This window comes from Pseudomonas sp. ASL9 (genome assembly GCF_056680335.1).
In genome coordinates, this window is sequence record NZ_CM155277.1 from 3,390,122 (window position 1) to 3,402,289 (window position 12,168).

The window sequence follows — 12,168 nt, forward strand, 5'->3', positions numbered from 1 at the left end:
AACAGTCCTGCCGCCGTCAGCAGGCCGATCCAGAGCGGTTGAGCGAACACGCGCCAGGTGTTTGAACGCCGGCCCTTCATCGTGCGACCTCTGCCCGCGCCCGATTCACCGACACCGTTGCTCTGCGCCGCACCCACCACAGGTACAGGCCGCTGCCAAGGACGATAATGGTCAGCACATCGAGCAGCCCCCACAACACTTTCATCGGCATGCCGCCGTAATCCCCGAAGTGCAGCGGTTGCGACAGGCCCAGCGCATTCATGTACCACGGGCGTTCACCGATGGCGGTGACGTGCAGGTTGTTGGCGTCGATCAGTACCGGCGTCAGCAGATGCGCCGTAAGGTGCGTAGCGCCTTTCAAGAACACGGCGTAGTGATGCTCGCTGGAAAAGCGTGTACCGGGAAACGCGATAAAGTCTGGCGCCATGCCCGGCGCGGCCGCTTCGGCAATCTCGAGCAAACGCGTCGCAGGCGCCCGTTGCAGCAGGGGTGGCGCATCGCGGTAGGGTGCGACCATCGTCGCCAGGCTGTCGTTGCGCCACGCGGCGATCACCAGATCAGCGCAGGCGTTGATCACCCCGGTCACGCCGACCACCATCGTCCAGGTCAGCGTCACCACGCCGATCAGGTTGTGCAGGTCCAGCCAGCGCACCCGCGTTGATTTGTCTGATCGCACGGTAGCGAAGTTGAGCCGACGCATGAACGGCGCGTACAGCACTGCGCCAGAAATGATGGCTGCCACAAACAGCAGCCCCATTGCCCCAAGAAACAACATGCCCCACGGCCCGGCATACATATCGGTGTGCAGGCGCAGCATGACCATCATGAAACCGCCGTTGGCCGACGGTCGCTCAAAGGCTTCGCCGGTACGGGCATCGAGCATGAAGGTGTGGGAGGCGTTCGGTTCGGTCCCGGCCGTGGGCGCCATGATCGCCATCACGCCATTGGGATCGTCATCGTCCCAGCCAAAATATTGCATCACGTCACCCGGACGATGGGCCTCGGCGAAGGTGACAAGCTGTTGCAGGTCCAGAGGCGCAGTGTCGGCGGGCATCTGTTTGAATTCAGGTGAATGGCCCAGCAGGTGATCGATTTCATGATGAAAAATCAGTGGCAGCCCGGTGACCGCCAGCATCAGAAGAAACAGGGTGCAGATCAGGCTGGTCCACGTGTGGACAAAGGACCAGCGGCGGATGGTTTTGCTGTTCATGTTTTATCCAAAAGCGAAGGGCCACTTGCACTAAGTGGCCCTGTTTCACACGGTCTGTTTTATAAGCCCGTGAGTTACCACTTGTAGTTGATGCTGGCGAGTACGTTGCGCTGGTCACCGTAGTAGCACCAGGTGCCGTCACAGGTCGACAGGTAATCCTTGTTGAACAGGTTGTTCGCGTTCACCGCGACCGATGCGCCTGCCAGGCTGTTGCTCAGACGCCCGAGGTCGTAATGCACGGCAGCGTCGTACACGGTGTAAGACCCGACATGGCCATTGGCGGTGTTAGGGACGTTGCCGTAGGTGTCGCCGACATAACGTACGCCAGCGCCCATACCGAAGCCGTCGAAGAGGCCGCGGTGCCAGGTGTAGTCAGCCCATCCAGAGGCTGCGTTGCGCGGAATCAACTTCAGGCGATTGCCATCGGTGTCGCCCTTGAGCGTCTCTGTATCGGTGTAGGTATAGGAACCCACCAGCTTGAGGTTGTGGGTGACATCGGAAGTGGCTTCGAGCTCCAGTCCGCGTACTTTTACTTCGCCGATCTGGGTGGTGATGTTGGCCTGCGTGACCGAAACGTTCTTCTGGCGCAGATCGAATACAGCGGCGGTCAGTAGTGCTTTGGTGCCCGGTGGCTGGTATTTCACGCCGGCTTCGTACTGCCTGCCTTCGGTGGGCTTGAGGGAGTCAGTGGCATTGACCGCCGCACCGGATGTTGGCTGGAACGATTCGGTGTACGAGATATACGGGGTGATGCCGGAATCGAAGACGTAGCTCAGGCCCGCGTTGCCGCTGAACTTGCTGTCACGCTCGGTATGGGTTGCGTCGTTATTGTTGTAGAACGTGGTACCCGTGTGAACCCAGTCTTCACGACCGCCCAGGGTCAGGCGCCATTTGTCCAGTGCGATCTGGTCCTGTGCGTAGAGACCGGTCTGCGTGGTTTTCTGGTTGTAGTTGTAAAGCGTGTACGGGGTAGTGCCTGGGTAAGGCTGACCGTAGATCGGGTTGATCACGTTGGAGTCGGGCGCATCCCCTTCAACCCAGTGGTAGTTGGTGTTGGAGTGCTGGAGGTCCGCACCCAGCAACACGGTGTGGCTGAACGGACCGGTCTGGAAGTCAGCCTGGAAGTTGTTGTCCAGAGCGATCTGGCTGATGTCTTCGTTAACTTTGTCGTAGATCCGCTTAAGCGTGCCGTCCGGGCTGACCGCGTCAGCGACGTAGCTTGGGTACGTGGTGTGGAACGCCAGGTCGCTTTTGGTATAACGCAGGTTTTGACGGAACTGCCACACATCATTGAAGCGGTGATCGAACGCGTAACCCAGGGCGTAGTACGTGCGGTCGTAGTAATCCGCGTCTGGCTCACCCAGGTCCTTGTGATGGGAAATGTCGCCCGCTGCCGACGGTAGTTTGGTGCCTTGCAACGGCAGGAACTGCCCACTGACACCGGTATCGTCATGGGTAAACTGGGTCAGTAAGGTCAGGTGCGTATCGGGATCGACGTTCCATGTCAGGCTCGGCGCGATGTTGTAACGCTTGTCGTCCACATGGTCGATGGGCGAACCGCTGTCACGCACGACGCCATCGATGCGGTAGAGGAACTGGCCTTCGTCGTCGATCTTGCCGGTGCTGTCAAAGCTGATCTGCTTGCGATTGTTGCTGCCGATTTGCGCCTGCACTTCATGGCTGGACTCGGCGTCCGGGCGACGACTAACCATGTCGAGCATGCCGCCTGGCGGGGTTTGGCCGTAGACCGAGGAAGACGGGCCGCGCAGCAAGGCGATGCGCTCCAGGTCCCAGGTTTCGATTTTCGGGTTGGCGTAGGAGCCTTTTGGCAACGGCAGACCATCGAGGAATTGGGTCGGTTCGAAACCACGTACGCGCAGCCAGTCGGCACGGTTGTCACTGCCGTAGCTGCTGGCTACTACGCCTGGGGAGTAACGCAGCGCGTCGTCGAGGTTCTGGACCGCACGATCTTCCATTTGCTCGCGGGTAACGACCGAAATCGAGCGCGGCGCCTCAACTATCGGCGTATCGGTTTTGGTGCCAGCGGCACTGCGGGTCGCTGTGTACCCCTCTACCGGGCCCCACGCCGTTTCATCGCTGATCTGGCCTTGAATGCGGGTTTCCGGCAATGCCACAACCCCGTCTGGCGCGGCCATCAGGCTGTAGGTGCCGACAGTGCTTTGCACCAGTTGCACACCCGTACCGCGCAGGGCCTGGCGCAGGGCACCGGTCGCATCGAACTGGCCCTGAACCGGTGCCGATGTGCGGCCGGCGGCCAGCGCCGGATCGAGCGACAGGGCGAGGCCTGCCTGGCTGGCGATCTGGTTCAGGGTGGTCGCCAGGGATCCGGCCGGCAGGTCGTAGGTGCGCACGCTGGAAACCTGCTCGGCTGCCATCAACTGTGTGCTGGCGAGGGGAACGGTCAGAGTGATGGCCAAGGCCAAAAGGCTGGGGTGCATAAGCGTATTAAGCGGGCGGGGCATTAGGCGATTCCTGAATGGAAATTGTTCTCAATGCCTATGTGCCGAACGAGAATCAAAAAGTGATAGATCTAATTGAAAATTATTTAGATTAAGAATGCGTTTTCCAATTGATCATGGCTTTGTGGGCGATACGGTGTCTGGTGTTTCTTCTTGGGCGATCACCGTCACCCACCACGGTGTGTGCTGTTCAATCTGCACCGGCAGGGTTGGCAGCAGGGCTTTAAGCGCCAGATCGGTATTGGTCAGCGGAAAGCTGCCGGTTATCCGCAGGTCGGCGATTTCCGGGGCTACGCCCAGATGGCCTTGGCGATAACGTCCCAGTTCGGTGATCAGATCCCCCAACCGAACGTTGTCCACCACCAGCATGCCGCGTGTCCAGGCGTCCGTGCCGGGGCGCAGGCTGAGCATTGGCCCCAGGCCATCGCGACGCATCAGCACTTGCTGGCCCTCCTGCAGGACGTGCTCGCTCTCGCTGGTCTGCGGGTGAGCGGCGACTGCCGATTGCAGCACGCTCAACAAGGTGCTGTCGTCCTCGCGCCGGACCAGAAAGCGTGTGCCCAGCGCGCGCATGCGGCCTTCACCGGTCTCTACGATAAAAGGACGCGGATCGTCGTGGCTACCGGTCTCGACCAGGATTTCGCCTTCTTGAAGAACGATCCGACGTTGGTTAGCGTCGAATCGCACGTCCACGGCGCTGTGGGTATTAAGGCGGATCAGGGTGTTGTCCGACAGGCGCAAGGTCCGTTGCTCACCCGTGGCTGTGCGTTGATCGGCCAGCCAGTAATCGAGCGGCAGATAACGATTGCCGACAAACAGCGCCAGTCCACAGGCCAACGCCACGCTGGCCAGACCACCCCCCAGGGTGCGTACTCGCTGACGAATACCGGCGCGCGATTGCAGCAACGCCGTGCGCGCCGGACCCGAGGCGATAGCAAAGCGCTGATCGAGCATGCCCAGTTGCGTCCAGGCGCGGGCGTGTTCTTTATCCGCTGCATACCATGTGGCGAATTCGGCGCGATCTGCTTCACTGGCCGAATCCAGGCATAGCTGCCAGGCAATCGCCGCGTCCAGAACCCTCGACGACACGGGGCTGAAACCGCTCATAGCGGTTCGCCGTACAGCGCGACGTAACACTGACGAATGCCCTGCGCCAGGTATTGCCGCACACGGGGCACCGACACGCCAAGACGCTCAGCGATTTCGCCGTGGGTCATGCCTTCCAGGCGGTTATAGAGGAAGGCCGCCCGTGCTTTACTGGACAATTTGGTCAACAGCCGGTCAATGGCTTTGAGGTCTTCGAGGATCAGTTGTTGTTCTTCCGGCGACGGGTGTTCGGCCTCGGGAATCAGCATCAGTTCGGTCAGGTAAGCCTGCTCCAGCGCCGCGCGCCGGAAATAATCGAACAGCAGTCCCTTGGCAATCGCGACCAAAAAAGCCCGGGGCTCATGGGGCGCTTTCAGCTCCTCACGGCCGAGCAGGCGCATAAAGGTGTCTTGGCTCAAGTCTTCTGCGCGATAGGGGCAGGCAACGTTGCGCCTCAACCAAGACAGCAGCCAGCCTCGATGGTCACGGTATAACGCGCCAACGAGCTCACTTTGGGTGCTTTGGACTGACGACACGAACGGCCCCGAATGATAATCTTTGATTAATGAGAATTATTCGCGATTATGTCAGGGCCGAATGCTGTACGCAATTGACGCTCATCGGGTGATGGTAAATGGCCTGCACCGTTTTTGGGCCGGACATCGGCTGCACTTAAAACGAATGAATTTGCTGGCGTCTGCGCCAATGACCCAGTTGTTGGTCGAGGTTTGCCGGGTTGTCGATCTCTTGGCGGCGGGCGTAGCTGAACAGAATAAGCGCCAACTCGGCGGTGACAAGGGCGTCGGCGCTGGCGTGATGGCGTTCGCCGGCTTGCAGGCCGAAAAACGCGGTCCAGGCGTCCAGCCCACCTCGACGAATGTGCGCCTGTGGGCAAAGCATCGGTGCCATTTCGGCAACATCGAAAAAGCTGTGCTGCAAGCGATAACCGAGGCTGTCTTTCAGGGCGCGGCCGAGCATGTGCCGGTCAAACGCTGCATGAAACGCCATCAGCGGACTACTGCCGACGAACTCCATCAGGTCCAGAAGGGCGTCGACCGGTTCGCTGCCGGCGGCAATGGCGCTGGGACCGAGACCATGAAGCAACACGCTGGGGCTGAGCTTGTGATCCGGGCGCAGCAAGGTGCGCTCGAACTGTTGAGAAAAGTCTATGGCGCCGTCCTCGATCACCACCGCGCCAATCGACAGCACTTGATCACGGTTCAGGTTCAAACCGGTGGTTTCCAAGTCTAGAACCACCCAGCGCTGTTCGCGGAGCGGGTTCTTGTTGAGCGCAGCACCGGGTGCTAGCTGCTCCAGCCGTTGTTGTTGGCGTGCATTCAAATGAGGCGCGTGCGGGCGTAGCCAGGCAAATAAATTCATAGCTGGTAGCGGAGCGTCATGCTGCTTTGCAGGCGTTGGGCCTGGCGTAGCGACTCGCGCAGAATGCGTCTGTCAAGATGGTTGAGGATGTCCGGGTCGACCCGGTTGGAATACGGCAGATTTTCCCGACATTGCAGTTGATGTTGCTGCATGCGGGTCTGTTGAATGAAGTGATAGGCCTCTTCATAGGCCGCACCATCGAGCGGTTCGATGACGTGTTTGGCGACCAATTGGCGAAAGCGTTCCAGGGTATTGCTGGCTTCGACGCCATGGGACAGGGCCAGCAAGCGGGCGCCATCGACGAAAGGGGTCAGGCCCTGGATTTTAAGGTCCAGGGTGGCTTTTTCGCTGCCTTTGCGCGCCAGCACGAATTCACGGAAGCGCCCGACGGGGGGCTGATGACGAAGAGCATTCTCGGCCATCATGCGCTGGAACAGGCGGTTGTCGGCGACTTGATCGAGAATCTCGTGCCGCAGTTGATCGGTGCCGTGCTCATCACCCCACACCACCCGCAAGTCGAAATAAATGGTCGAGGCCAGCAAGTTCTCAGGTGTCGCCTCGCGAATGAACGCGCTGAACCGCCGCGACCATTCCGCGCGGGACAGGCACAGGTCCGGGTTGCCGGCCATGATATTGCCCTTGCACAGGGTAAATCCGCACTGCGCCAGGCTTTGATTGATCTGCTGCGCCAGGGGCAACAGCTTCCCACGGATTTCCGCCGCGTGGGCCGCATCGCGGGCTTCGAACAGAATGCCGTTGTCCTGATCGGTGTACAGCGTCTGTTCGCGGCGGCCTTCACTGCCGAAGCACAGCCAGCTGAACGCAATGCCGGGGTCGCCTTTTTCTTCCAGCGTCAGCTCAATGACCCTGGACACCGTGTGATCGTTGAGCAAGGTGATGATCTGGGTAATCTGGGTCGATGAGGCGCCATGGGCGAGCATGCGGTCGACCAATTGCACGATTTCCCCGCGCAGGTTGGCCAGGCTTTCAATACGTGGGGCCGTGCGGATGGTCCGTGCCAAATGCACCAGGTCCACGCGCTGCAAAGAGAACAGGTCACGCTCGGACACTACACCGCACAAGCGCTGATCCTTGACCAGGCAGACGTGGGCGATATGCCGCTCGGTCATGGCGATGGCCGCATCGAAGGCGGTGGCGTCGGGGCTGAGAAAAAACGGCGCCTGAGTCATTCGCTGTTTGATGGGCAGGCCCAGGTCTTCGACGCCGTCAGCCACCACTTGGCGCAAATCGCGCAGGGTGAAGATGCCTAACGGTGCTTTATGCTCGTCAACGATCACGATGCTGCCAACTTGCTGATCGTGCATCAGTTTGACCGCAGCCCGCAGCGGTGTGTCCTGGCTGCACGTCACAGGATGACGCATCGCCAACTCGCCGAGTCGCATGTTCAGCGAATACTGCATGCCGAGGGTTTCTACGGCGCGCTGCTGAACCTGTTGATTGATCTGGTCGAGCAGGCTGCTGACCCCGCGCAAGGCGAAATCACGGAAGATGCTGGAGAGGGCAAACAGTTTGACGAACGCTTGCTTGTTCAGTTGCAGGCAAAAGGTGTCTTCGGCCGCCAGATGCTCGGTGCGGGTGGCCCGCTCGCCCAGCAGCGCCGCCAGCGGGAAGCATTCCCCGGTGGTAATTTCAAAGGTGGTTTCTTTGCCGCTCTTGGCTGAATGAGGGCGTTCGCCGATCACACGGCCTTGCTTGACGATGTAAAAATGCTCTACCTGTCCGTCACTGGGCTTGATGATGCTTTCGCCAGTCGTGTAAAAACGCAGTTGGCACTGTTCGACCAGGTACGCGAGGTGGGCGTTTTCCATCTGATTGAACGGTGGGAATTTTTGCAAGAATTGCATGGTGCCCTGAATATTTTGCAGCACCGCTGTTTTTCCTGCTTGGGTGAAAGCATCCGCTTTGCTCATAACCACGACCGCACTTTTTTATCGACTGTTTTTATCGAATAGGTTTTAGACGTTCATGGTCGGCCGCTTGCAGGGCAGTGCCCATTGGACGTAAGTCTAGGGTCGCGGAAAAATGCTTAACTGAATGTAACGGTTTGTGCAGAAGTTGGCGCGGTGGCTATCGTAGATATAGCCGGTGGCCGTTGGCGCGCAAAGCCGACGAAGTGCGCGGTGAATTCAGCGTAATCCGCTGTCTGAGTAAGGCCAGGGAAAGGAATGAGACGTGTATGCCTGACCTCGATATCTTGAGTGATGAAGAACGCGAAGCCCTCAATCAGGTGATGCAAGCGCCTGATAAGCCTGCGCAACAGCGGGTGCTGATCGTCGATGATAATAAAGACGCGCGCGAGGTATTGGCCGAAATTCTTAGCCTCAATGGTATCAGGTGTCTCACGGCGGCCAGTGGCAGCACGGCGTTGAACCTGCTTAACACGCGTCAGTCCATTGGTTTGCTGATCACTGACCTGAACATGGTGCCCTGCAGTGGACTGGACTTGATTCGTCAGGTGCGTGAGTCCGAACGTGCGGCGCTGCCGATCATCATTGTTTCCGGCGATGCCAACGTGAAGGACGCCATTGCGGCGATGCACTTGAGTGTGGTGGATTTTTTGCTCAAACCGATCAATACCAAGCATTTGTTGGCGTTGGTCAAGCGTGAGTTGGGGATGGGGTGATGCGGTGCGGTGTGTCAGGTACACCGCATCCAGCCATTCGCAGGCAAGCCTGCTCCCACAGAAAATCGCGACTCCCTGTGGGTGCGAAGGCGGTGTATCAGATACACCGCCTTTTGCAGCTTACAGCCCGTTTTTAGCCTTGAACTCACGACGACGACGATGCAACACCGGCTCGGTGTAGCCGTTGGGTTGTTTAGTCCCTTCGATCACCAGTTCTACTGCCGCCTGGAACGCGATATTGCTATCGAAATCCGGGGCCAGCGGGCGATACAGCGGGTCGTTGGCATTCTGCCGGTCGACCACGGGTGCCATACGCTTGAGGGTTTCCAGCACCTGCGCTTCGTTGACCACGCCATGGCGCAACCAGTTGGCGATGTGTTGGCTGGAGATGCGCAACGTGGCGCGGTCTTCCATCAGGCCGATATCGTTGATGTCCGGCACTTTCGAGCAACCGACGCCCTGATCGATCCAGCGCACGACATAGCCGAGGATGCCCTGGGCGTTGTTATCCAGTTCGTTCTGGATCTCGTCAGCCGTCCAATCTGTGTTCGGCGCCAGCGGAATGGTCAGGATGTCATCGATCGAGGCGCGACCGCGTTTGGCCAACTCGGCCTGACGGGCGAACACGTCAACCTTGTGGTAATGCAAGGCGTGCAGCGCAGCAGCGGTCGGCGAAGGTACCCAAGCGGTGTTGGCGCCTGCCAGCGGGTGAGCGATTTTCTGTTCGAGCATCGCCGCCATCAGGTCAGGCATGGCCCACATGCCTTTACCGATTTGTGCACGACCTTGCAGGCCGCAGCTCAAACCGATATCGACGTTCCAGTTTTCATAGGCGCCAATCCATTTCTCGGCTTTCATCTGTGCTTTACGCACGACAGGGCCCGCTTCCATGGAGGTATGGATTTCGTCGCCGGTACGGTCAAGGAAACCAGTGTTGATGAACACTACGCGTTCACTGGCGGCCTTGATACAGGCCTTGAGGTTGACTGTGGTCCGACGTTCTTCGTCCATGATCCCGACTTTAACCGTGTTGCGCGGCAGGTTCAGGACCTCTTCGATACGACCGAACAGTTCGTTGGTGAACGCCGCTTCTTCAGGGCCGTGCATTTTCGGTTTGACGATATAGACCGAGCCGGTGCGGCTGTTCTTGCGCTGGCTGGTGCCATTGAGGCTGTGGATAGCAGCAAGGCTGGTCATCAGGCCGTCGAGAATACCTTCCGGGACTTCGTTGCCGTCTTTATCAAGAATCGCGTCGATGGTCATCAGGTGACCTACGTTACGCACGAACAACAGCGAGCGGCCGTGCAGGCTCACTTCGCCGCCATTGGGCGCGGTGTAGGTCCGGTCGGCGTTCATGGTGCGGGTGAAAGTCTCGCCGCCCTTGGACACTTGCTCGGACAGGTCGCCTTTCATCAGGCCCAGCCAATTGCGGTACACCACCACTTTGTCGTCAGCATCGACGGCGGCGATCGAGTCTTCGCAGTCCATGATGGTGGTCAGTGCGGCTTCCATCAGCACATCTTTGATGCCGGCTGCGTCGGTTTGGCCGACAGGGCTGGTGGCGTCGAACTGGATTTCGAAATGCAGACCGTTGTGCTTGAGCAGAAGGGCGGTCGGTGCCTCGGCCTGACCGTGGAAACCGATCAGTTGCGCGTCGTCATTGAGGCCCGTGTTGCTGCCACCTTTGAGGGCGATGACCAGTTTGCCGTCAACGATTTTATAGCCGGTGGAATCGACGTGCGAGCCAGCAGCCAAGGGCGCGGCTTCGTCGAGGAAGGCACGGGCGAAGGCGATGACCTTGTCGCCACGGACCTTGTTGTAGCCTTTGCCTTTTTCCGCGCCGTCCGCTTCGCTGATGGCATCGGTGCCGTACAAGGCGTCGTACAGCGAACCCCAGCGCGCATTCGAGGCGTTGAGGGCAAAGCGTGCGTTCATGACGGGCACGACGAGTTGCGGGCCGGCCATGTGGGCAATTTCATCGTCGACGTTTTGCGTCGTTATCTGGAAGTCCGCCGCTTCTGGCAGCAGATAACCTATTTCTTGCAGGAAGGCTTTATACGCCGCAGCGTCGTGCGCAACGCCCACACGGGCCTGGTGCCAGGCATCGATCTGCGCCTGGAAATCATCACGTTTGGCGAGTAGGGCTTTGTTCTTCGGCGCGAGTTCATTGATGATCTTTTCTGCACCGACCCAGAACTTCTCGGCGTCGAGGCCGGTTCCAGGGATGGCTTCGTTATTCACGAAGTCGAACAGGACTTTGGCGACCTGCAGGCCACCGACTTGAACGTGTTCAGACATTGCTTGCCTCACTCTGCTCAGCTATTCAGCTTTTTAATAAAGTCCTTGGCATGCTTATCAAACCTGTGTGCCAGAACATGCCATTACTGGCGGCTGGGCGTGGCCAACACTGCTCGCAAAACGCGTGCAGCAAAGGACTTACAGGTTTGTAGAGGCGCCTTGGCAGACATCAATCCAACGTTATGTAGTGCTCGCTGCGGCATACTACATGATGAGTTGCGGTTGTGAAAATCAGACTAAATACGTCATTGAGCGACCCATATCCATGTGACGGTCACTCGGGGGGGCAGGATGTTCTCAAAAAAGAGGAGGATTGTTCCAGATAAATATAAAACCAGTACACGATTTGCTTTTTAGACCACTGAGCCTGGCGCTGCAAAAGCGTATTGGCAGGCGTTGCCTATACTTGCCCGACAGCCCGGCAAACCCTGATTTATTGGCGCCTGGGCCCATGCAAAAGAGGAATGGACCGTGGATCATCTCGTACTTACTGTTATTGCTCCTGATCAACCTGGCCAGGTCGAGCGGATCGCCCAATGTATCGCTGAGCATGGCGGCAACTGGTTGGAAAGCCGTATGTCCCGGATGGCCGGGCAATTTGCCGGCATATTAAGGGTGGCCGTGTCTGCAGAAGGCTACGATGAGCTGGTGGGTGCCTTACAGGGCCTGTCGGCGCACGGCATTCAGGTATTGATTGCACAAGGTGGAATAGAGCAGTCCTGCACCTGGAAGCCGATCGCGATGGAGTTGGTCGGTAATGATCGTCCCGGCATCGTGCGTGACATCACCCGCCTGCTCGCGGAGCAGGGTGTCAACCTGGAACGGCTGATAACAGATGTCAGGCCAGCGCCGATGAGCAGCGAGCCACTGTTTCACGCCGAGGCGATTCTCGCTGTGCCGCTGACCTTGTCGTTGGAGGTGCTGCAGAAACGTCTGGAGAATCTGGCAGATGACTTGATGGTCGAGTTGGTGCTTCGAGCCGAGGCCTGACTCACGCTGGCGTGAAAAAGGTTATCCACGTTATTCGTTCGCCTGCCTGTGGATAACCTGGGGAGACAGCGCTGCGGCCC

General features: G+C 58.8%; 9 protein-coding genes. 2 read left to right on the forward strand and 7 right to left on the reverse strand.

Annotation, left to right across the window (positions count from 1 at the left end):
* Positions 1–76 precede the first annotated feature (76 nt).
* The 6 genes from AC1ME2_RS15630 to AC1ME2_RS15655 all read right to left on the reverse strand — a co-directional run bounded on the left by AC1ME2_RS15630 (position 77) and on the right by AC1ME2_RS15655 (position 8,087).
* Positions 77–1,210 carry a PepSY-associated TM helix domain-containing protein gene (locus AC1ME2_RS15630; RefSeq protein WP_480435063.1) on the reverse strand — a complete coding sequence of 378 codons (1,134 nt, stop codon included), beginning with the start codon at positions 1,208–1,210 and terminating at the stop codon, positions 77–79.
* Positions 1,211–1,284: 74 nt separating this feature from the next.
* Positions 1,285–3,693 carry a TonB-dependent siderophore receptor gene (locus tag AC1ME2_RS15635; protein ID WP_480435064.1) on the reverse strand — a complete coding sequence of 803 codons (2,409 nt, stop codon included), beginning with the start codon at positions 3,691–3,693 and terminating at the stop codon, positions 1,285–1,287.
* Between the two features lie 111 nt (positions 3,694–3,804).
* Positions 3,805–4,797 (reverse strand): FecR domain-containing protein, encoded by a 993-nt coding sequence (locus AC1ME2_RS15640; RefSeq protein WP_480435066.1) that lies wholly within the window; start codon positions 4,795–4,797, stop codon positions 3,805–3,807.
* Complete coding sequence (locus AC1ME2_RS15645; RefSeq protein WP_480435068.1) at positions 4,794–5,312, reverse strand: RNA polymerase sigma factor; 519 nt, start codon at positions 5,310–5,312, stop codon at positions 4,794–4,796. The genes AC1ME2_RS15640 and AC1ME2_RS15645 overlap by 4 nt, the downstream gene beginning before the upstream one ends.
* A 136-nt stretch (positions 5,313–5,448) precedes the next feature.
* The gene (locus AC1ME2_RS15650) at positions 5,449–6,156 is read right to left on the reverse strand and encodes a 3'-5' exonuclease (protein ID WP_480435069.1); all 708 of its coding nucleotides are present in this window, start codon (positions 6,154–6,156) and stop codon (positions 5,449–5,451) included.
* The gene (locus AC1ME2_RS15655) at positions 6,153–8,087 is read right to left on the reverse strand and encodes a putative nucleotidyltransferase substrate binding domain-containing protein (protein WP_480435071.1); all 1,935 of its coding nucleotides are present in this window, start codon (positions 8,085–8,087) and stop codon (positions 6,153–6,155) included. Before AC1ME2_RS15655 ends, AC1ME2_RS15650 begins: the two co-directional genes overlap by 4 nt.
* A gap of 266 nt (positions 8,088–8,353) precedes the next feature.
* Between AC1ME2_RS15655 and AC1ME2_RS15660 the strand changes: the two genes are divergently transcribed.
* A complete protein-coding gene (locus tag AC1ME2_RS15660) occupies positions 8,354–8,800 on the forward strand; it encodes a response regulator (protein ID WP_480435073.1) in 447 nt (148 codons plus the stop codon).
* A 120-nt stretch (positions 8,801–8,920) separates the two neighbouring features.
* Here AC1ME2_RS15660 and AC1ME2_RS15665 read toward each other — a convergent pair whose 3' ends face one another.
* Positions 8,921–11,098, reverse strand: a complete 2,178-nt coding sequence (locus tag AC1ME2_RS15665) for a malate synthase G (RefSeq protein ID WP_480435074.1) — start codon at positions 11,096–11,098, stop codon at positions 8,921–8,923.
* A gap of 471 nt (positions 11,099–11,569) precedes the next feature.
* Between AC1ME2_RS15665 and AC1ME2_RS15670 the strand changes: the two genes are divergently transcribed.
* Positions 11,570–12,088, forward strand: coding sequence for a glycine cleavage system transcriptional repressor (locus AC1ME2_RS15670; protein WP_480435075.1), 519 nt, complete (start codon positions 11,570–11,572; stop codon positions 12,086–12,088).
* Positions 12,089–12,168: the final 80 nt, after the last annotated feature.